18 protein-coding genes, 4 tRNA genes and 1 pseudogene are annotated in these 21,365 nt (G+C 53.4%); 15 read left to right on the top strand and 8 right to left on the bottom strand.

Features of this window, described 5'->3' with window-relative positions:
• The first annotated feature begins 3 nt into the window (after window positions 1-3).
• The 4 genes from ppnN (at window position 4) to xni (ending at window position 5,446) form a co-directional block, all read left to right on the top strand.
• Window positions 4-1,368 carry a nucleotide 5'-monophosphate nucleosidase PpnN gene (ppnN, locus tag U0026_RS05025; RefSeq protein ID WP_062775527.1) on the top strand — a complete coding sequence of 455 codons (1,365 nt, stop codon included), beginning with the start codon at window positions 4-6 and terminating at the stop codon, window positions 1,366-1,368.
• Window positions 1,369-1,869: 501 nt separating this feature from the next.
• A complete protein-coding gene (locus U0026_RS05020) occupies window positions 1,870-3,159 on the top strand; it encodes an HAAAP family serine/threonine permease (protein WP_062775529.1) in 1,290 nt (429 codons plus the stop codon).
• A 51-nt stretch (window positions 3,160-3,210) separates the two neighbouring features.
• The gene (locus U0026_RS05015) at window positions 3,211-4,575 is read left to right on the top strand and encodes an L-serine ammonia-lyase (protein ID WP_062775531.1); all 1,365 of its coding nucleotides are present in this window, start codon (window positions 3,211-3,213) and stop codon (window positions 4,573-4,575) included.
• 115 nt (window positions 4,576-4,690) lie between these two features.
• Complete coding sequence (gene xni / locus U0026_RS05010; protein ID WP_062775533.1) at window positions 4,691-5,446, top strand: flap endonuclease Xni; 756 nt, start codon at window positions 4,691-4,693, stop codon at window positions 5,444-5,446.
• Between the two features lie 82 nt (window positions 5,447-5,528).
• On the opposite strand, the gene fucO is transcribed toward xni, so the two are convergent.
• Both fucO and fucA read right to left on the bottom strand, forming a co-directional pair.
• Window positions 5,529-6,677, bottom strand: coding sequence for a lactaldehyde reductase (gene fucO / locus U0026_RS05005; protein ID WP_062775535.1), 1,149 nt, complete (start codon window positions 6,675-6,677; stop codon window positions 5,529-5,531).
• Window positions 6,678-6,704: 27 nt separating this feature from the next.
• Window positions 6,705-7,352 carry an L-fuculose-phosphate aldolase gene (gene fucA, locus U0026_RS05000; RefSeq protein ID WP_062775537.1) on the bottom strand — a complete coding sequence of 216 codons (648 nt, stop codon included), beginning with the start codon at window positions 7,350-7,352 and terminating at the stop codon, window positions 6,705-6,707.
• 541 nt (window positions 7,353-7,893) lie between these two features.
• On the opposite strand from fucA, the pseudogene fucP reads away from it, so the two are divergent.
• The 5 genes and pseudogenes from fucP (at window position 7,894) to fucR (ending at window position 13,746) form a co-directional block, all read left to right on the top strand.
• A pseudogene (gene fucP, locus U0026_RS04995) lies at window positions 7,894-9,204 on the top strand (L-fucose:H+ symporter permease).
• Window positions 9,205-9,235: 31 nt separating this feature from the next.
• On the top strand, window positions 9,236-11,011 hold the full coding sequence (fucI, locus tag U0026_RS04990; RefSeq protein WP_062775538.1) for an L-fucose isomerase: 1,776 nt from the start codon (window positions 9,236-9,238) through the stop codon (window positions 11,009-11,011).
• A 100-nt stretch (window positions 11,012-11,111) separates the two neighbouring features.
• Entirely contained in the window at window positions 11,112-12,530 is a 1,419-nt protein-coding gene (gene fucK / locus U0026_RS04985) for an L-fuculokinase (protein ID WP_062775540.1), read from the top strand.
• A gap of 1 nt (window position 12,531) precedes the next feature.
• Window positions 12,532-12,954, top strand: a complete 423-nt coding sequence (fucU, locus tag U0026_RS04980; RefSeq protein WP_062775542.1) for an L-fucose mutarotase — start codon at window positions 12,532-12,534, stop codon at window positions 12,952-12,954.
• Window positions 12,955-13,011: 57 nt separating this feature from the next.
• Window positions 13,012-13,746, top strand: a complete 735-nt coding sequence (gene fucR / locus U0026_RS04975; RefSeq protein ID WP_062775543.1) for an L-fucose operon activator — start codon at window positions 13,012-13,014, stop codon at window positions 13,744-13,746.
• A 48-nt stretch (window positions 13,747-13,794) separates the two neighbouring features.
• On the opposite strand, the gene rlmM is transcribed toward fucR, so the two are convergent.
• From rlmM to U0026_RS04955, 4 genes are all read right to left on the bottom strand, one after another.
• On the bottom strand, window positions 13,795-14,895 hold the full coding sequence (gene rlmM, locus U0026_RS04970; protein ID WP_062775545.1) for a 23S rRNA (cytidine(2498)-2'-O)-methyltransferase RlmM: 1,101 nt from the start codon (window positions 14,893-14,895) through the stop codon (window positions 13,795-13,797).
• The gene (locus U0026_RS04965) at window positions 14,888-15,283 is read right to left on the bottom strand and encodes a DUF423 domain-containing protein (protein WP_052282103.1); all 396 of its coding nucleotides are present in this window, start codon (window positions 15,281-15,283) and stop codon (window positions 14,888-14,890) included. Before U0026_RS04965 ends, rlmM begins: the two co-directional genes overlap by 8 nt.
• Window positions 15,284-15,302: 19 nt before the next feature.
• Entirely contained in the window at window positions 15,303-16,220 is a 918-nt protein-coding gene (gene gcvA / locus U0026_RS04960; protein WP_062775546.1) for a glycine cleavage system transcriptional regulator GcvA, read from the bottom strand.
• Window positions 16,221-16,567: 347 nt separating this feature from the next.
• On the bottom strand, window positions 16,568-16,795 hold the full coding sequence (locus U0026_RS04955; protein WP_062775548.1) for a YgdI/YgdR family lipoprotein: 228 nt from the start codon (window positions 16,793-16,795) through the stop codon (window positions 16,568-16,570).
• 193 nt (window positions 16,796-16,988) lie between these two features.
• Here U0026_RS04955 and csdA point away from each other — a divergent pair, with 193 nt between their 5' ends.
• Both csdA and csdE read left to right on the top strand, forming a co-directional pair.
• The gene (gene csdA / locus U0026_RS04950) at window positions 16,989-18,194 is read left to right on the top strand and encodes a cysteine desulfurase CsdA (RefSeq protein ID WP_062775550.1); all 1,206 of its coding nucleotides are present in this window, start codon (window positions 16,989-16,991) and stop codon (window positions 18,192-18,194) included.
• Window positions 18,194-18,643, top strand: coding sequence for a cysteine desulfurase sulfur acceptor subunit CsdE (gene csdE, locus U0026_RS04945; protein WP_062775552.1), 450 nt, complete (start codon window positions 18,194-18,196; stop codon window positions 18,641-18,643). The genes csdA and csdE overlap by 1 nt, the downstream gene beginning before the upstream one ends.
• On the opposite strand, the gene tcdA is transcribed toward csdE, so the two are convergent.
• Window positions 18,628-19,437 carry a tRNA cyclic N6-threonylcarbamoyladenosine(37) synthase TcdA gene (tcdA, locus tag U0026_RS04940; protein ID WP_062775554.1) on the bottom strand — a complete coding sequence of 270 codons (810 nt, stop codon included), beginning with the start codon at window positions 19,435-19,437 and terminating at the stop codon, window positions 18,628-18,630. The genes csdE and tcdA overlap by 16 nt on opposite strands.
• Window positions 19,438-19,530: 93 nt before the next feature.
• Window positions 19,531-20,628 (bottom strand): murein transglycosylase A, encoded by a 1,098-nt coding sequence (gene mltA / locus U0026_RS04935; protein WP_062775561.1) that lies wholly within the window; start codon window positions 20,626-20,628, stop codon window positions 19,531-19,533.
• A 210-nt stretch (window positions 20,629-20,838) separates the two neighbouring features.
• Between mltA and U0026_RS04930 the strand changes: the two genes are divergently transcribed.
• The 4 genes from U0026_RS04930 (at window position 20,839) to U0026_RS04915 (ending at window position 21,296) form a co-directional block, all read left to right on the top strand.
• A tRNA-Met gene (locus U0026_RS04930) sits at window positions 20,839-20,915 on the top strand.
• Between the two features lie 50 nt (window positions 20,916-20,965).
• Window positions 20,966-21,042, top strand: a tRNA-Met gene (locus U0026_RS04925).
• A gap of 50 nt (window positions 21,043-21,092) precedes the next feature.
• Window positions 21,093-21,169, top strand: a tRNA-Met gene (locus tag U0026_RS04920).
• A 50-nt stretch (window positions 21,170-21,219) separates the two neighbouring features.
• Window positions 21,220-21,296: transfer RNA gene (locus tag U0026_RS04915), tRNA-Met, on the top strand.
• Window positions 21,297-21,365: the final 69 nt, after the last annotated feature.

The raw sequence follows: 21,365 nt of genomic DNA, 5'->3' as shown, positions 1-21,365 counted from the left end.
CCCTTGATTACACATATTAGCCCGCTAGGCTCAATGGATATGTTGTCGCAGCTGGAAGTGGACATGCTTAAGCGCACGGCCAGCAGCGACCTGTACCAATTGTTCCGCAACTGTTCACTGGCCGTACTGAACTCAGGCAGCCTGACCGATAACAGCAAAGAGCTGCTATCGCGTTTCGAAAATTTCGATATCAACGTACTAAGCCGCGAACGCGGCGTGAAACTTGAACTGATCAATCCGCCAGAAGATGCTTTCGTTGACGGGCGAATTATTCGCTCGCTACAAGCCAACCTGTTTGCCGTCCTGCGCGATATTCTATTTGTTTACGGGCAACTGCATAATTCCGTTCGCTTCCCGAATATCGATTTAGAAAGCTCCACGCATATCACCAACCTCGTCTTCTCCATCCTGCGTAACGCCCGTGCGCTGCACGTGGGCGAGGCACCAAGCATGGTGGTGTGCTGGGGCGGTCACTCAATCAACGAGAACGAATACCTCTACGCACGCCGCGTCGGTAATCAATTAGGTCTGCGTGAGCTGAATATCTGCACCGGCTGTGGCCCGGGCGCGATGGAAGCGCCAATGAAGGGTGCGGCGGTCGGTCACGCGCAGCAGCGCTACAAAGAAGGCCGCTTTATCGGGATGACCGAGCCGTCAATCATTGCTGCCGAGCCGCCTAACCCGCTGGTCAATGAACTGATCATCATGCCGGACATTGAAAAACGTCTGGAAGCGTTCGTGCGTATCGCTCATGGGATCATCATCTTCCCAGGCGGCGTGGGTACGGCGGAAGAGCTGCTGTATCTGCTGGGGATTCTGATGAACCCGGCGAACAAAAATCAGGTGCTCCCGCTTATCCTCACCGGCCCGAAAGAAAGCGCTGACTACTTCCGCGTACTGGATGACTTCGTGGTGCATACGTTGGGTGAAGGCGCGCGCCGCCACTACAAAATCATCATTGACGATGAAGTGGAAGTCGCACGTCAGATGAAAAAAGCGATGCCGCTGGTCAAAGAGAACCGCCGTGATACCGGTGATGCCTACAGCTTCAACTGGTCGATTCGAATTGCACCCGATTTACAGATGCCGTTCGAGCCGTCGCACGAAAACATGGCGAATCTGAAACTCTACCCGGATCAGCCTATCGAAGTGTTAGCAGCAGACCTGCGCCGTGCCTTCTCCGGTATTGTGGCGGGTAACGTGAAAGAAGTGGGTATCCGCGCAATTGAAGAGTTCGGGCCATATAAAATCCACGGTGATAAAGAGATGATGCGCCGAATGGACGAACTGCTACAGGGCTTTGTCGCCCAGCACCGTATGAAGTTGCCAGGCTCAGCCTATATTCCTTGCTACGAAATCTGCGCTTAAGCATCACACTTAGCGTATTCCTCTCCACTCCCGGCGGTATTCTCCGCCGGGAATTCAAATTTCCGCCGTCAAAAAGAGACTTTCTCAGCTTGAAGCCAATCGTTTGCGTTCGATGGGTGACCGCACATTATCATCGATAGTTATGATTGGGCGCTAAAAAACACCGGTTTCTTCATTTTTATCAGCAAAAACATCGCATTTACCCCGCCCCCCATTTACCACTCATACTACGAATGTTAGCCTTCGCGACCATAAATTTTCGCATAAAAGCTAATCACAGGGTAAAGACCTGCAATAACCCTCATCAAAAGTGGATTATTACAATTGGGATCCTGATCACTGATACATTTAGTAGTTAAATGTACATTTGCGCTCGTCAAAAACGACCTCGGGTAAAAATCACAAAAAAACCGATGCGTATAAAATTTAATATTATGTTTATCGTTATTTTTACTTTATTTGTCTAAAAAATTAGCATTTTCCTTCCTCCAGGAGATACAGATGGAAAACACTCAAACCAGCACCATCGTCACAGCAGATTCTGCTAGCGGATGGCGTAAAACAGATACAATGTGGATGCTGGGTCTTTATGGCACCGCTATCGGTGCAGGCGTACTGTTCCTGCCAATTAACGCCGGTGTCGGCGGGATGATCCCGCTTATCATCATGGCGATTCTCGCCTTCCCAATGACCTACTTTGCACACCGCGGTCTGACTCGCTTTGTGCTGTCAGGTAAAAATCCGGGCGAAGACATCACGGAAGTTGTTGAAGAACACTTCGGTGTTGGCGCAGGTAAACTGATTACCCTGCTCTACTTCTTCGCCATCTACCCAATTTTGCTGGTTTACAGCGTGGCTATCACCAACACTGTTGACAGCTTCCTGACCCACCAGCTGCACATGACGCCGCCACCGCGTGCAATTCTGTCCCTGATTCTTATCGTGGGCATGATGACCATCGTTCGCTTCGGTGAGCAGATGATCGTGAAAGCGATGAGCATCCTGGTGTTCCCGTTTGTTATCGCACTGATGGTGCTGGCGCTGTACCTTATCCCTCAGTGGAGCGGTGCGGCACTGGAAACTCTGTCCTTTAGCAGCGCAGCCTCTACCGGCAAAGGCCTGTGGATGACTCTGTGGCTGGCAATCCCGGTCATGGTGTTCTCCTTTAACCACTCGCCAATCATCTCCTCCTTCGCGGTAGCGAAGCGTGAAGAGTACGGCGACGGTGCAGAGAAGAAATGTTCTTCTATCCTGGCTCGCGCTCACATCATGATGGTGCTGACCGTTATGTTCTTCGTCTTCAGCTGCGTACTGAGCCTGTCCCCTGCGGACCTGGCGGCGGCAAAAGACCAGAACATCTCCATCCTGTCTTACCTAGCGAACCATTTTAATGCACCACTGATTGCCTGGATGGCCCCAATCATCGCGATTATTGCTATCACCAAATCCTTCCTGGGCCACTATCTGGGCGCACGTGAAGGCTTCAACGGGATGGTTATCAAGTCTCTGCGCGGCAAAGGCAAAACGATTGAAATCAGCAAGCTGAACAAAATCACTGCGGCGTTCATGCTCATCACCACCTGGATCGTGGCGACGCTGAACCCAAGCATCCTCGGTATGATTGAGACCCTGGGCGGCCCAATCATCGCGATGATTCTGTTCCTGATGCCGATGTATGCCATTCAGAAAGTACCGGCAATGCGTAAGTACAGCGGTCACATCAGCAACGTCTTCGTTGTCCTGATGGGTCTTATCGCTATCTCCGCAATCTCCTACTCTCTGTTCAGTTAATCCCCCTGCGCCGCCTTCGGGCGGCGCACCTCGTAATACAATGGACGCCTCATGATTAGCGTATTCGATATTTTCAAAATCGGCATTGGTCCTTCCAGCTCGCACACCGTCGGGCCAATGAAAGCAGGCAAACAATTCACGGACGACTTGATTGCGCGTGGGATCCTCACTGATATCACTCGCGTAGTCGTCGATGTATACGGCTCGCTCTCTTTGACCGGTAAAGGTCACCATACGGATATCGCCATTATTATGGGTCTGGCAGGAAACCTGCCGGATACGGTCGATATCGATACTATCCCGTCGTTTATCCAGGACGTGAACACTCACGGTCGCCTGCTGCTGGCAGATGGGCAACACGAAGTTGAGTTCCCGGTCGATCAGTGTATGAACTTCCACACTGACAACCTCTCCTTGCACGAAAACGGCATGCGTATCACCGCACTGGCGGGCGATAAAGCGGTTTACAGCAAAACGTATTATTCCATCGGCGGCGGCTTTATCGTCGATGAAGAGCACTTTGGCCAGCAGGATGAAGCGTCAGTCGCGGTACCTTACCCGTACAAAAACGCAGCAGACCTGCAGCGACAGTGCAACGAAACAGGCCTGTCATTGTCCGGCCTGATGATGCAAAACGAACTGGCACTGCACAGCAAAGAAGAGCTGGAAAAGCACTTTGCCGACGTCTGGGCAGTGATGAAAGGCGGTATCGAGCACGGCACCACCACCGAAGGTGTTCTGCCGGGTAAGCTGCGCGTTCCGCGCCGTGCTGCCGCGCTGCGCCGTATGTTGGTCAGCCAGGACAAGGTAAACAGCGACCCCATGGCGGTTGTTGACTGGATCAACATGTTCGCGCTGGCGGTAAACGAAGAAAATGCTGCCGGTGGCCGCGTCGTCACGGCTCCTACCAATGGTGCCTGCGGTATCGTTCCGGCTGTACTGGCCTACTACGACAAGTTTATCCGTGAAGTGAACGCCAACTCACTGGCACGTTATATGCTGGTAACCAGCGCCATTGGTTCACTGTACAAGATGAATGCGTCAATCTCTGGCGCAGAAGTCGGCTGTCAGGGCGAAGTCGGCGTAGCCTGCTCCATGGCGGCAGCCGGTCTGGCTGAACTTCTGGGCGGTAGCCCGGCGCAAGTTTGTATCGCCGCGGAAATCGGCATGGAACACAACCTCGGTTTGACCTGCGATCCGGTCGCCGGTCAGGTTCAGGTTCCGTGCATCGAGCGTAATGCCATTGCCTCCGTGAAGGCGGTAAACGCCGCACGTATGGCGCTGCGCCGTACCAGCGAACCGCGAGTGTGCCTCGATAAAGTTATCGAAACCATGTACGAAACCGGTAAAGATATGAACGCTAAATACCGCGAAACTTCTCGCGGTGGCCTGGCGATGAAAGTCTCCTGCGATTAAGTCGTTGTTCAGAGGCCTCGTTTTGCGAGGCCTCTTCCCGTTTTACTCCCCGCCAATAGCCTCACTTTGTCAGCAATGTTACCCTTAGCGTCTAATTTGTTAGGGAGAACACCGCGTGGCCGTTCATTTGCTCATCGTTGACGCACTCAACTTAATCCGCCGCATTCATGCCGTACAGGGATCGCCCTGTGTAGAAACCTGCCAACACGCGCTGGATCTGCTGATTGTTCACAGCCAACCGACACACGCGGTGGCGGTATTCGATGACGAGGCACGCAACAGCGGCTGGCGACACCAGCGGCTCCCGGACTATAAAGCGGGACGCGCCCCGATGCCCGACGAACTACATGCAGAAATGCCCGCCCTTCGCGCTGCATTTGAACAACGCGGCGTATGCTGCTGGGTTTCTGCCGGTAATGAAGCCGATGATTTAGCCGCTACGCTTGCCGTCAAGGTCGCCCAGGCGGGGCATCAGGCAACCATTGTGTCTACGGATAAAGGCTACTGCCAATTGCTCTCACCGACGTTGCAGATTCGCGACTATTTCCAGAAACGCTGGCTGGATGCACCTTTTATCGACAAAGAGTTTGGTGTACTGCCACAGCAACTTCCCGATTACTGGGGGCTGGCGGGAATCAGCAGTTCAAAGGTGCCGGGTGTGGCGGGCATTGGCGCGAAGAGTGCAACTCAGTTGCTGGGGCAATTTGGCACGCTGGAAGAACTGTATGCGCGTTTAGACGAAGTACCAGATAAGTGGCGCAAGAAGCTGGAAGCGCATCGGGATATGGCATTTTTATGCCGGGATATCGCGCGGTTACAAACGGATTTGCAAATTGAAGGGAATTTGCAGCAGCTACGGCTGAACAAATAACCCTGCCCCCGGAGCTGGCCCGTGCCAACCCCGGCGTTGCTGCGCTCAGCCGGGCGATACGAATTAAAGCACCTCAGGGCAATTACCACGCGGTATGATAGAGCTCGACGATATCCACAATACTCGCCTCACGCGGATTCCCGCCCGTACATACGTCGTCAAATGCCGCCTGCGCCAGCGCCGGAATATCGTCCAGCAAAACGCCAAAATCACGTAAATGCAGGGGGATCCCGACATCGCGATTGAGCGAAAATACCGCCTCCACCGCGGCCTTTCGCGCTTCTGCCAGACTCAATCCTTCAACTTTCTCCCCCAATGCACGGGCAATATCGCGAAACTTCTCGCCGGTATACTCCGCATTGAAGCACATGATATGGGGAAGTAAAATGGCATTTGCCACGCCGTGAGGCATGTTATAAAACGCTCCCAACGGGTGAGCCATCCCATGCACCAACCCCAGCCCTACGTTGGAAAACCCCATTCCGGCGATGTACTGTCCCAGCGCCATGGCTTCACCGGCATCACTCTCTCCCGCCACCGAGCCACGTAACGCCCCACCCACAATTTCTATCGCCTTAATATGCAGCGCATCCGTCAACACCCACGCACCGCGCGTGATATAGCCTTCAATAGCATGGGTCAGCGCATCAACGCCGGTCGCCGCCTTCAGCGCGGGCGGCATGCCGTCCATCATGTCGGCATCAATAAAAGCCACCTGCGGGATGTCATGCGGGTCAATGCAGACAAACTTGCGTCGTCTCTCTTCATCGGTGATCACATAGTTAATGGTGACTTCTGCTGCCGTCCCTGCGGTGGTTGGAATAGCCATTACCGGGACGCTGGGTTTACGGGTTGGTGACAGACCTTCCAGACTACGCACGTCCGCAAACTCAGGATTATTACTGATGATGCCAATCGCCTTGCTGGTATCCTGCGGCGATCCTCCGCCAATCGCGATAAGATAATCCGCGCCGCTTTGCTGAAATATGATCAGTCCCTGTTTCACGACATCAATCGTCGGGTTAGGGATCACGCCAGAGTACATCTCCCATGCCAGACCTGCCGCATCCAATTTATCGGTTACGCTCGCCACCACACCGCACTGAACCAGCGTTTTATCGGTCACAATCAGCGCTTTGTGATAGCCGCGACGCTTAACCTCATCGGTTAACACCGCCACCGCTCCACGACCAAACCACGCCGTTTCGTTCAGAATCATTCTATTCGCCATCGCCCGTCTCCTCTCGCTTTTGCGCGATCACTCTTCGATACGTAACCCGTAGGTTTTGAATTTTTCCAGCACAATAGCTATCGCATCATCGTCCAGCACCGGAACCGGGTCGGTAATTGCCAGCGTACTGAGATAAAGCTGCGCAAGCACTTCAACCTCATGCGCCAGCCACAGCGCTTTCTCCAAATTCTCTTCGCAGGCGATCAGACCATGATGCTGCAATAGCGTCGCTTTACGGTTTTTAAGGGCAACGGCAACATATTCAGAAAGCTCCCGCGTACCAAACGTCGCATACGGGGCGCAAGGAATGGAGTTTCCACCCGCGGCAGCAATCATATAGTGAATAGCCGGGATAGGCCGGTTCAGAATGGAAACCGCGGTACAGTGGACTGCATGGTTATGAACAACCGCGTGCGCATCCGGGCGCGTCTGGTAGGCCGCCATATGAAAACGCCATTCGCTTGACGGCAGTTTGCCCCTTTCATGCTGACCATCGGCATCAATATAAACAATGTGCGATTCGGTGAGTTTTTCATAAGGGATCCCAGTAGGCGTGATCAGCATCCCTCCCTGATAACGTACGCTAACGTTCCCTGCGGTACCCTGATTCAAACCCAGCCGGGTCATCTCCAGGCAAGTATCGATAATCTGCCGTGCCAAAGTATTACGTTCCATTTATTACCTCTCTCGATGATTCAAATGTGCCAACAGACAGAGTGTTTATTCCGTTGAATTAAACCTGTATTTGTTCACCATCTTCATACCGGAGAGTAATAAAGGAATCAGGATGATTTTATTTTGTGACCAATATCAATTAATCAATACAGATGATCAATTCTGTGGGCATATTTACATCATAAAAATGACCGCCATTAAAAATATTTTTTGAAACGGGCATTTTTAATCTGACCAAGTTAACAAATGACCGTTTCCGCAGCAATAAATTAAATCGGTCATCCTCGCTGTGGGTTTTAATTAATTTGAATCTCAAACGGGCATCATTTTTAAAATTTAAAGTGATAGATATCACATAAAAATACCCTATCGTGATTAAGTGTGACCGCCATCATATTAAACCATTTTTTTTACTCGAAAATGCATTCATGAGTTCATTCCTGACCACCAATTAATACAGGTAAGCACAGCGAACTCTTCTTTTAGGGTCTGATTAGCCAGACTGAACACACTCTGACGCTTCTGAACCAATGAGGATGTTATGGGCAATACAACAATACAAACGCAGAGTTTCCGCGCCGTAGACACCGGTAAAAGCCGACACTACATTATTCCTTTCGCTTTACTTTGCTCACTGTTTTTTCTTTGGGCTGTAGCTAATAATCTTAACGACATTTTATTACCACAGTTCCAGCAAGCTTTTACACTGAGTAACTTTCAGGCAGGCCTGATTCAATCTGCTTTTTATTTTGGCTACTTTGTCATTCCTATCCCTGCCGGGATACTGATGAAAAAATTAAGTTACAAAGCAGGTATTATTACCGGATTATTCTTATATGCTATCGGCGCAGCACTATTCTAGCCGGCAGCTGAAGTCATGAATTACACATTATTTCTGATTGGATTATTTATTATCGCCGCAGGTTTAGGTTGTCTGGAAACGGCGGCAAATCCATTTGTTACCGTTTTAGGTCCAGAAAATAGTGGACACTTCCGACTTAATCTGGCGCAAACTTTTAACTCTTTTGGTGCCATTATTGCGGTCGTCTTTGGGCAAAGTCTTATTTTGTCTAACGTGCCGCATCAATCTCAAGAAGTACTCGATAAAATGGCGCCCGACCAACTCAGCGCCTATAAACACAGCCTGGTGCTATCAGTACAAACCCCTTATATGATCATCGTCGCGGTCGTCTTACTGGTCGCTCTGCTGATTATGTTTACCAAATTTCCAGCCCTGCAGAGTGATGATCATAGTGACATCGGACAGAATTCATTCTCAGCCTCCTTTTCCCGCCTGGTGCGCATTCGCCACTGGCGCTGGGCGGTGCTGGCGCAGTTCTGCTACGTCGGTGCGCAAACCGCCTGCTGGAGCTATCTGATTCGCTACGCTATCGAAGAGATCCCCGGCATGACCCCAGGCTTTGCCGCCAACTATCTGACCGGCACCATGGTGTGCTTCTTTATCGGCCGCTTCTCCGGTACCTGGCTTATCAGCCGCTTCGCGCCGCATAAAGTCCTGGCAGCCTACGCCCTGCTTGCCATGATCCTGTGCCTGATTTCGGCCTTCACCGGCGGTCACGTTGGCTTGCTGGCCCTGACGCTGTGCAGCGCCTTTATGTCGATTCAGTATCCGACCATCTTCTCGCTGGGCATCAAAAATCTGGGACAGGACACCAAATACGGCTCCTCTTTCATCGTCATGACCATCATTGGCGGCGGCATCGTCACCCCGGTCATGGGCTTTGTCAGCGATGCCGCAGGCAATATTCCGACCGCAGAGCTCATCCCGGCACTTTGCTTTGCCATCATCTTCATCTTTGCCCGTTTCCGTTCACAAACGGCAGCTAACTAAACATTTATCCGAATAACGTGAGGAATCTGTAATGAAAAAAATCAGCTTACCGAAAATTGGTATTCGCCCGGTGATTGATGGACGTCGCATGGGAGTGCGCGAGTCGCTGGAAGAGCAAACCATGAATATGGCGAAAGCCACCGCCGCGGTTATCACCGAGAAACTCCGCCACGCCAGCGGCGCGCAGATTGAGTGCGTGATCGCCGATAGCTGTATCGCGGGAATGGCGGAATCAGCCGCCTGCGAAGAAAAATTCAGCAGTCAGAACGTCGGTGTCACCATTACCGTCACCCCTTGCTGGTGCTACGGCAGTGAGACTATCGATATGGACCCGATGCGCCCGAAAGCCATCTGGGGCTTTAACGGCACTGAACGCCCGGGAGCAGTATATCTTGCCGCAGCGTTGGCCGCGCACAGCCAGAAAGGCATTCCGGCATTCTCCATTTACGGCCATGACGTGCAGGATGCCGATGACACCTCCATTCCGGCAGATGTCGAAGAAAAACTGCTGCGCTTTGCCCGCGCCGGTTTAGCGGTCGCCAGCATGAAAGGCAAAAGCTATCTTTCCGTCGGCGGCGTGTCGATGGGGATTGCCGGTTCCATTGTCGATCACAACTTCTTCGAATCCTGGCTGGGCATGAAGGTGCAGGCGGTCGATATGACCGAACTGCGCCGCCGTATCGACCAGAAAATCTATGATGAAGCCGAGCTGGAGATGGCGCTGGCGTGGGCGGATAAAAACTTCCGCTACGGCGAAGACCAGAACGCGCAGCAATATAAGCGTAATGAAGAACAGAGCCGCGAGGTGCTCAAAGAGAGCCTGCTGATGGCGATGTGCATCCGCGACATGATGCAGGGCAATAAGAAGCTGGCGGAAAAAGGGTTGGTGGAAGAGTCGCTGGGCTATAACGCCATTGCCGCCGGCTTCCAGGGCCAGCGCCACTGGACCGATCAATACCCCAACGGCGATACCGCCGAAGCGCTGCTCAATAGTTCATTCGACTGGAACGGCGTACGCGAACCGCTCGTCGTCGCCACCGAAAACGACAGCCTGAACGGCGTGGCGATGCTGATGGGACATCAGCTAACCGGTACCGCTCAAGTATTTGCCGACGTGCGCACCTACTGGTCACCGGAAGCGGTAGAACGCGTCACCGGCAAACCGCTGACCGGGCTGGCAGAGCACGGCATCATCCACCTGATCAACTCCGGCTCGGCGGCGCTGGACGGCTCTTGTAAACAGCGCGATGCTGACGGCCAGCCGACGATGAAACCACACTGGGAAATCAGCCAACAGGAGGCCGACGCCTGCCTGGCAGCCACCGAGTGGTGCCCGGCGATTCATGAATATTTCCGCGGCGGCGGCTTCTCTTCCCGCTTCCTGACCGAAGGCGGCGTGCCGTTCACTATGACTCGAGTGAATATCATCAAAGGCATTGGTCCGGTACTGCAAATCGCCGAAGGCTGGAGCGTTGAGCTGCCGAAAGAAATGCACGACCAGCTTGATGCCCGCACCAACTCCACCTGGCCCACCACGTGGTTTGCACCGCGCCTGACCGGTAAAGGCCCGTTCTCCGACGTCTATTCAGTGATGGCGAACTGGGGCGCTAACCACGGCGTGCTGACCATCGGCCACGTCGGCGCCGACTTTATCACCCTGGCGTCTATGCTGCGTATTCCGGTGTGCATGCATAACGTCGAAGAGACGAAAATTTATCGCCCTTCCACCTGGTCTGCGCACGGCATGGACACAGAAGGCCAGGATTACCGCGCCTGCCAGAACTATGGCCCGCTGTATAAACGTTAATGCGGCTTTGCCCGGTGGCGCAAGCTTACCGGGCCTACGGGTGCGTGAACCGTAGGCCGTATAAGCGCAGCGCCATCCGGCGACGTTTATGGAGTTACATATGAAACAAGACGTCATCCTGGTCCTCGACTGCGGCGCCACCAACGTACGGGCGATTGCCGTTGACCGACAAGGGAAAATTATTGCCCGTGCCGCCACCGCAAACGCCAGCGATATTGCCGTGGAAAACAGCGCCTGGCACCAGTGGTCGCTGGAGGCCATTGTGCAACGCTTCGCTGAGTGCTGTCGGCTGATTCGCAGCGAGCTGTCCTCCTGTCGGGTTCGCGGCATCACGGTCACCACCTTCGGCGTCGATGGTGCGCTGGTTGATGAACACGGCGAGCTGCTCTATCCGGTGATCAGCTGGAAATGCCCGCGCACCGCAACCGTTATGGAAAGTATCAGCCGTTTTATGCCCCCGCAGCAACTCCAGCAGATATCCGGCGTCGGCGCGTTTAGCTTCAACACCTTGTACAAGCTGATATGGCTGAAAGAGAACCACCCGCAGTTGCTGGAGCAGGCCCACGCCTGGCTGTTTATTTCCTCACTCATCAACCACCGGCTGACCGGGGAATTCACCACCGATATTACTATGGCGGGCACCAGCCAGATGCTGGACATCCACCAGCGAGATTTCAGCGAGCAGATTCTGCAGGCAACGGGATTATCGCGCCGCCTGTTTCCGCGACTCGTTGAAGCAGGCCAGCAAATTGGCATGCTGCAAAGCAATGCCGCGAACTTACTGGGCTTACCCGCCGGTATTCCGGTTATCTCTGCCGGACACGACACGCAGTTTGCGCTGTTTGGTGCGGGCGCAGAGCAGGATGAACCGGTACTCTCTTCTGGCACGTGGGAAATCCTGATGGTGCGCAGCGCTCAGGTCAACACGCCGCTGCTCAGCCACTACGCAGGCTCCACCTGCGAGCTGGATAGTCAGGTCGATCTCTATAATCCTGGCATGCAATGGCTGGCTTCCGGCGTACTGGAATGGGTTAGAAAGCTGCTGTGGACGGCAGAAACCCCATGGCAAACGCTGATCGAAGAGGCGCGGGTCATTCCTGAGGGTGCTGAAGGCGTGAAGATGCAGTGCGACCTGCTCGCCTGCCAGAATGCGGGCTGGCAGGGTGTGACGCTCAACACTACTCGCGGTCATTTCTATCGCGCCGCGCTGGAAGGGTTAACGGAACAACTTGCACACAATCTGCAAACGCTACAAAAAATCGGCCGCTTTAAAGCGACCGAACTGCTGCTGGTTGGCGGTGGCAGCCGTAACGCGCTGTGGAATCAGATCAAAGCGAATATGCTCGATATTCCTATTAAGGTGCTGGATGATGCCGAAACCACCGTAGCCGGCGCCGCCATGTTTGGCTGGTACGGCATCGGTGAGTTTAACAGCCCAGAGCAGGCCAGAGCGCAGGTGAACTATCAATACCGCTATTTCTATCCGCAAACTGAACCGGAACTGATTGAGGGAGTTTAAGATGCTTAAAACGATTTCACCGTTAATATCCCCTGAACTACTCAAGGTGATGGCGGAGATGGGACACGGGGATGAGATCATTTTTTCCGATGCTCACTTTCCGGCGCACAGCATGGGGCCACAGGTTATTCGGGCCGATGGCCTAAAGGTCAGCGATCTCCTGGCCGCAGTGATCCCACTGTTTGAACTCGACAGCTACGCACCACCTCTAGTGATGATGGCCGCGGTGGAGGGCGATACCCTCGACCCGTCAGTAGAAGCGCGCTACCGCGATGCGCTTTCTCCGCAGGCTCCCTGCCCGGAGATTTGCCGCATTGACCGCTTCGCGTTTTACGAGCGGGCGCAAAAAACCTTTGCGATCGTTATCACAGGTGAGTGCGCTAAGTACGGTAATATTCTTTTAAAAAAAGGGGTAACACCGTAATCTCATGCCGGGACGCCCGCCTGATGCGGGCGTTTATCGAATGATGGGGTGAGACAAATGAAAACGGCACGCCAACAAGCGATAGTAGACCTGCTAATCCACCATAAAAGCCTGACAACTGATGCGCTCTCCGTTGAACTTAACGTCAGCAAAGAGACCATTCGTCGCGATCTCAGTGAACTCCAGGCGCAGGGAAAAGTCCTGCGCAACCACGGCCGAGTTAAATATCTCCACCGTGAGAACCAGGACAGCGGCGATCCATTCCACATTCGACTCAAAAGCCACTATGCCCACAAGGCGGACATTGCACGCGGCGCGCAGGCCTGGATAGAAGAGGGAATGGTGATTGCGCTTGATGCCAGCTCCACCTGCTGGTATCTGGCGCGCCAGTTGCCGGATATCAATATTCACGTATTTACCAACAGCCACCCTATTTGCCAAGAGCTTGGCAAACGCGAGCATATCCAGCTTATCAGCTCCGGTGGGCAGCTTGAGCGCAAGTATGGCTGCTACGTAAACCCATCGCTTATCTCGCAGCTTAAACCGCTCGAGATTGATCTGTTTATTTTTTCCTGTGAAGGGATCGACAGCAGCGGTGCGCTGTGGGACTCCAATACCATCAATGCGGACTTCAAGTCTACGCTGCTCAAACGCGCATCACAGTCCTTATTACTGATTGATAAGAGTAAGTTTAATCGTTCGGGGGAGGCCCGGATTGGGCATCTGGATGATGTGACGCATATTGTGTCAGATGAAACTGGCCTGATAAACACGACGTCATCAGGCAGTTAAACTCAGCGAGCTTCCCGGCATCGCTACGCTCAGCCGGGATACAGGTGTTTAACGCTCGTCGCGACGACCACCGACGGCAGCCCACAGACGGCGAACGTGAACGGTCACTTCTTCACGATCATGGTACAGCTGGCGCGCCTGAATCTGCGCATTAATCCCATGCTCATCAAGCTTCTCCTGGATATACGCCAGGTTATTCGACAGCTCTTCGTAACGTTTTTTCATCGGCAGCTTCAGGTTGAAAATGGTCTCACGGCACCAGCCGTTCACCAACCACTCAGCCATCAGCGCAGAGACTTTCGCCGGGCGCTCAACCATATCGCATACCATCCACGAAATGTTGCTGCGAGTCGGGCGATAACGGAAACCGTCTTCACGCAGCCAGGTCACCTGACCGGTGTCCATCAGGCTTTGCGCCATGGGGCCGTTATCAACAGACGAAACCCACATATTGCGTTTCACCAGCTGATAGGTCCAGCCACCCGGACACGCGCCGAGGTCAACGGCGTACATCCCGTTCCCCAAACGCTCTTCCCACTCATCGGCAGGAATAAAGATATGGAACGCCTCTTCAAGCTTCAGCGTTGAGCGGCTTGGTGCGTCAGACGGGAACTTCAGACGCGGGATACCCATATAGAACGGCGAATTATTGGTGCTATAGGAGTAACCGGTATAGCAGCAGCCCGGTGCAATAAAGAACACGTGCACCACCGGACGCTTAGTCGTTTCGTACGGGGCCAGCACCTTTGCTTCGCGTAGCGCCGAACGCAGCGGTACGGTGAGCTTACGACAGAATTTCAACAACTCTTTGCTTTCGTTGGTATCCGCCACTTCCACGCGCAGATCGCCGCCCTTCTCTACAACACCTTGCAGCATGCCGACGATTGGCGTCACGCGATCTTCTGCCGGTAAGTGTTTTAACAACTCACCGATGACAATCATCTGACGAGCAAACACCAATGAGCTAAACGGCAGTTCACGCGCCAGCTTATCGGCGTCACCTTCCTGATAGCATTCGAAAATGACATAGCCCGAGTCATCTTTTACGCGCGCAAAACCAAATATCTCGCGACGCCCGGCTTTATCGGTAATTTCCGCAGCACACTCTTTCTCAAACCCAGGGCGGCAATACAGCGCAACCTTATTCATGAACAACACCCTTACGCTTAAGTCGAATAGCACCAATTAACATCAAAACCCAACCGGCGAGGAAGCTTACGCCGCCCACCGGGGTGACAAACGCCCACAGGCGTAAATGGGAGAGCGCCAGGCAGTACAGGCTACCGCTGAACAGCACGGTACCCAGCGCCATAAATACGCTACTCCAGTAGAACCAAATACTAATGCGGCGCTGCATCGCCACCGCAAGACCAAAAATCGCTAACGTGTGAAATGCCTGATACTCCAGACCGGTCTGGATCCACCCCATCTCAACAACGCCCAACGATTTGCTCAGCACATGCGCACCAAACGCGCCCAGTGCAACAAAAATAAAGCCACTGATGGCGGCAAATATCAGCATAAAACGGCTGGTCATGGTATTACCCTAAATTCAATTATTGATCGTATCGAAAACGAAAAGTTTCTTGCTCATGCGCCGCTTTCGCCAGAATCCACTGACGAAAGGCCGCTATTTTACCCAGTTCTGCCTGACTGTCATGGCAAACCAGATAAAAAGCATTTTTACTGACGAGGACGTCGTTAAACGGGCATACCAGACGACCCGCCTCAATTTCAGATTGCGACATGACGTTATTCGCCAGCGCAACGCCCTGTCCATGGATGGCAGCCTGTAGCACCATAGCGCTATGGCTAAAAATAGGGCCTTGCTGCACATTGATGTGGTTGAGCCCGAGCTGGCGCGTGTATGTTTGCCAGTCGCGACGAGAAGCGTCATGCAGCAGCGTGTGTTTTGCCAAATCGGCGGGCGTTTTCAACGCCTTCTCACCTGTAAGCAGCAGCGGAGAACAGACGGGGAGCAAATACTCGGCGTACAGTTTTTCCACGCGCAGCCCCGGCCAGTTTCCACGACCATAAAAAATGGCCACGTCGACGTCATCCGCGAGCTTGTCTTCCTGACGGTCGACAGCCTGGATTCTGACATCAATTCCCGGATAAGCTGAGTTAAAGCTTGAGAGGCGAGGCACCAGCCACTGAATAGCGAAACTGGGCAATAAACTAACAGTCAGCGCCCCTTTCGCGCTACGTGCCTGTAGTTTACGCGTTGCTTCTGTTAATTGCGAAAAGATCTCTTTGATATCCTGAAAATAGCTCTGTCCCTCTTCCGTTAAAAGTAGGGAACGGTTACGCCGACGAAACAGCTTTAACCCCAGAAAATCCTCAAGAGACTTGATTTGGTGGCTTACTGCGGCCTGTGTCACAAAAAGCTCATCGGCCGCGCGAGTAAAGCTCAGATGACGTGCTGCAGCATCAAATACACGTAATGCATTAAGAGGTGGCAAACGCTTTGACATAGTCCCAGAACTCAATTGTTAATTGATTTTAACAAATAGGAAACAGTCGTTAACCTATTAGTTTTTTTTATCTGAGACATTATAATTTGTCCGTTGAGCTTCTACCAGCAAATACCTATCATGGCGGCACTTCCTGAGCCGGAACGAAAAGCTTTTTCGGAATGCGTGTTCTGATCTGCTTTTGGCTTACGGTTGTGATGTTGTGTTGTTGTGTTTGCAATTGGTCTGCAATTCAGATCATGGTAGCGAAGCTACCCTTTTTCACTTCCTGTACATTTACCCTGTCTGTCCATAGTGATTAATGTAGCACCGCCTTATTGCGGTGCTTTTTTTTGCCTGCGATATCGCTATTTATCCAGCGCAACCATCTCTTTCACATCACTATGGTTGATCTGCTGCTTCACGCCGTTGGCGTCTTTGTATGAAATCATACCGGTATCATTATCTGTCTGAGGTTTCCCCTCAGAGACAATGCTACGACCATCATTGGTATGCATCACATAGTTCGGGCTAGAACACGCGCTCAGGGCGAAAGTCAGCATACAGGCAGAAATAATTGCGGCAGTCTTTTTCATCTTCATACTCCTTTAAGCGATTTATACTATTGAACTCATGTTTCGTAACAGGCATAAACATTTGCCTAACACTATTTAGCATAAGACACTGGTCGGATTTCGCCAGAAAAAACAGAATATTCTGACGGTTAGCACAAACCTTGTATCCGCGCCTGATTTGCGCGACGATCTGCCTATCGATATGAGGAATTCCATGAACGCGTTCTCCCCCGCGCAGTTTCGCGCACAATTTCCCGCCCTGCACGATGCCGGGGTATACCTTGATAGCGCTGCCACGGCGTTAAAACCGCAGGCGGTTATCGAGGCGACGAATCATTTCTACTCGCTGAGCGCGGGTAACGTCCATCGCAGCCAGTTTGCCGAGGCACAACGCTTAACTGCCCGCTACGAGGCCGCCCGCGATCAGGTGGCGAATTTACTCAATGCACCAGATGGCAAAGATATCGTCTGGACGCGTGGCACCACCGAAGCGATTAATATTGTGGCGCAGTGCTACGCTCGCCCACGCCTGCAACCGGGCGATGAGATTATCGTCAGCGTCGCTGAGCATCACGCTAATCTGGTGCCGTGGCTGATGGTTGCTGAGCAAACTGGCGCGAAAGTCGTGCAGCTACCTTTAGGGGCCGATAATCTGCCGGACGTTGCGCAACTGACCACGCTGATTACCCCACGCAGCCGCATTCTGGCGCTGGGACAAATGTCCAACGTCACCGGCGGTTGTCCGGATCTGGCGCTCGCCATTACCCTTGCTCATCAGGCTGGGATGGTGGTGATGGTCGACGGCGCTCAAGGCGCGGTACATTTCCCGGCAGATGTTCAGGCGCTGGATATCGACTTTTATGCTTTCTCCGGCCACAAACTCTATGGGCCAACCGGCATTGGCGCGCTGTATGGAAAAAGTGAACTGCTGAATGCCATGACGCCCTGGTTGGGTGGCGGCAAGATGATTAGCGAAGTGACCTTTGAAGGTTTTACCACCCAGCCGGTACCGTACCGACTGGAAGCCGGGACGCCAAACGTGGCGGGGGTTATTGGCCTAAGTGCGGCCCTTGAATGGCTGAGCGGTGTGGATATTCAGCAAGCTGAATCCTGGAGCCGTGGGTTGGCAACGCTTGCGGAAGACGAGTTGGCGAAACGCCCGGGCTTTCGTTCATTCCGCTGTCAGGACTCCAGCCTGCTAGCCTTTGATTTTGCAGGCGTACACCACAGCGATATGGTGACGCTGCTGGCGGAGTCCGGCATCGCCCTACGCGCCGGTCAACATTGCGCCCAGCCGCTATTGGCAGCGCTCGGCGTCAGCGGTACGCTGCGCGCCTCGTTTGCGCCTTATAATACGCAAGACGATGTTCACGCGCTGGTCAGCGCCGTCGACCGTGCACTCGAACTCCTGGTGGATTGATGACAACTTCTTTACTCGCTGGACACCCGTTCGGCACCACCGTAACGCCTGAAACGTTGCGGCAGCAGTTTAGCGCCCTTTCGCAGTGGGAAGACAAATACCGTCAGCTGATTTTGTTGGGTAAGCAGCTTCCCCCGCTTTCCGACGACCTGAAAGCCCAGGCACAAGAGATTCCCGGCTGCGAAAACCGCGTCTGGTTGGGCTATACGCTGCAAACAAACGGCACATTGCACTTCTTTGGCGATAGCGAGGGGAGAATTGTCCGCGGGCTGCTGGCAGTACTGTTGACCGCCGTGGAAGGCAAAAGACCCGCGGATATTGTCGAAAACGATCCGCTGGGCCTGTTTGATGATCTGGGGCTAAGCGGCCAGCTTAGCGCCTCACGCACTCAGGGTCTGACGGCCCTTTGCGAGGCAATGGTTAACGCTGCGCGTCAGACGCTAGCCTGACGCGCCTCTTTCGCGAGCATCTTTTTCAACGCATGCGATACCGCCACAAAACCAAAGGTGGCGGTGACCATAGTGGCTGCGCCAAAACCGGATGCACAGTCCATGCGCTTTGGCCCTTCCGCAGTGCTTTTCATCGCGCAGACGGAACCGTCCGACTGCGGATAGACCAGCGCTTCGGTAGAAAAGACGCAGTCTACGCCCAGCTTGCCTTTGCTGTTCTTCACCACGCCAAATTCACTTTTCAGCCGCTCGCGTAACTTGGCTGCCAGCGGATCCTGAATGGTTTTCGCTAAATCACTCACCTGAATCTGCGTCGGGTCAATTTGCCCACCTGCGCCTCCGGTAGTCACAAGCGGCACCTTATAGCGGCGGCAGTAGGCAATCAGCGCTGCTTTTGGGCGCACGCTGTCGATGGCATCAACCACATAGCTGTAGCCCACGCCCATATAATCAGCCACGTTTTCCGGAGTGACGAAATCGTCCACCACGGTAACCTGGCACTCAGGGTTAATCTGTCGAATACGCTCCGCCATCACCTCGGCTTTTGCCAGCCCGACGTTGCCGCCCAGCGCATGGATCTGTCGGTTAGTGTTGGTGACACACACATCATCCATATCAATCAACGTAATCGCGCCGATGCCGGTACGCGCCAGCGCTTCCGCCGCCCAGCTACCCACACCGCCAATGCCCACCACGCAAACGTGCGCGTCGGCGAAAACTTGCAAGGCTTTTTCACCGTATAAACGTGCCGTGCCGCCAAAACGCTGACGCCAGGCGTCACTGATAACAGACATAACACCTCAAAATTTAAACATGATTTTATCGAGCTCAAAACCCCGGCGTCGCTACGCTCGGCCGGGCTACGCGACGCTGGGGAAACACCGCACTTAACCGCTAAATACATTACCCGCGTTGCCTGCTGACTTCAGCACCCACACGCGTCCGTAGTGATTATACCAACCTGCGCGATGCCCGGCATCTGCACCGATCCCCTGGTAGATATCAAAGTGCTGGCCCTTAATCGCCCCACCCACATCCAGCGCCACCATTAAGCGCAGTTCGTACTGGCCGTTAAATTTACCGTCATTATCCAGCTGCGGCACCTCCGCCAGTAGCGTCGTCCCCGGCGGGATTACGCTGCGGTCAGACGCGACCGATGCACGGCCAATCAGCGGCACGGCGCTAGCTCCTTTCACCGGAGCGAAAGACTGCGGTTTGAAGAACACAAACGACGGGTTTTGCTCCAGCAATTCCTGAACTTGCGCTTCGCTGTGCGTCTCACCCCAGTGACGGATAGCCTGCATCGACATATCCTCGCGTTTCACTTCACCGCGATCGATAAGCACTTTACCGATGCTTTTATATGACCAACCGTTTTTACCCGCATAGCTAAAGAAGTTCAGCGGCGAGCCATCGCCAAAATCAATATATCCGCTGCCCTGAACGTCCATGATGAAGTTATCCATCAGCGAGTTGCTGTAGGCAAGAATATAGTTGTCGCTTAACTGTCCAGCATAAATCCCGGCACGAGACGGTAGCTTACCGCGCTTCGGCGGCATGCGATAAAGCGGATACTGGAACTCGCCCTGGCGTGTATGACGCGCCTGCACCACCGGCGTGTAGTAGCCGGTAAACTGTACGTTGCCGTAGTTATCGGTGCCTTCCATCTGCCAGGCATCAAGGCCGTACTGACGCATGGTGCGGGTATCACCACCGGCGAGCAGCCACTGCTGCACCGCGCTATAAATATTGCTCTGGTTGCCATACAGGCGCGGAGAGGCGTTACGAATCTGATTGACCTGCTCTGCAAAGTCGCCCGCATTTATTGGCGCGCCGACGGCATCAGGTTGATTGACCAGTGAGAAAGGCTGGGTGAATTTCCCGTCTTTATACTGCTGACCGCGATCGGTCGGTTTTGACGAACAGGCCGCCAGCATCGCCAGCATTGCCCCTGTTACTGCATATTTTGCCCAACGTCCTTTCATGGTGTCTTCTATTTTCCGCATAATCGAAAGTGCCCGATGAAGATAACAAACCGCCAGGGGTATTGAAATGCGTGAACGCTTGCTTGCAATAATTCTGCACAAAAAAAGCGCAATTCATGCCAAATCCGGACAACCTGTAAAAAAATGAGTGATTTATCTCAAAAATGGGTTGCAACAAATGTTCAGCAGAGTATAGTGCGCTTCCACGGACGCGGGGTGGAGCAGCCTGGTAGCTCGTCGGGCTCATAACCCGAAGGTCGTCAGTTCAAATCTGGCCCCCGCAACCAATTAAGCAGTAAAGAAGTAAACATTACTCGACGGAAGAGTAGTGCTCGGACGCGGGGTGGAGCAGCCTGGTAGCTCGTCGGGCTCATAACCCGAAGGTCGTCAGTTCAAATCTGGCCCCCGCAACCAACTAAGCAGTAAAAGAAGCAAGCATTACTCGATGGAAGAGTAATGACGGACGCGGGGTGGAGCAGCCTGGTAGCTCGTCGGGCTCATAACCCGAAGGTCGTCAGTTCAAATCTGGCCCCCGCAACCAACTAAGCAGTAAAAGAAGCAAGCATTACTCGATGTAAGAGTAGTGACGGACGCGGGGTGGAGCAGCCCGGTAGCTCGTCGGGCTCATAACCCGAAGGTCGTCAGTTCAAATCTGGCCCCCGCAACCAACTAAAATGACACCCACAAGGGTGTTTTTTTTTGCCTGTAATTTACCCTATCAAACCTCGGCGCCACCC

The sequence above is a fragment of the Kluyvera intermedia genome (assembly GCF_034424175.1).
Taxonomy (GTDB): domain Bacteria; phylum Pseudomonadota; class Gammaproteobacteria; order Enterobacterales; family Enterobacteriaceae; genus Kluyvera; species Kluyvera intermedia.
This window is presented reverse-complemented; position numbering and strand designations above follow the sequence as displayed.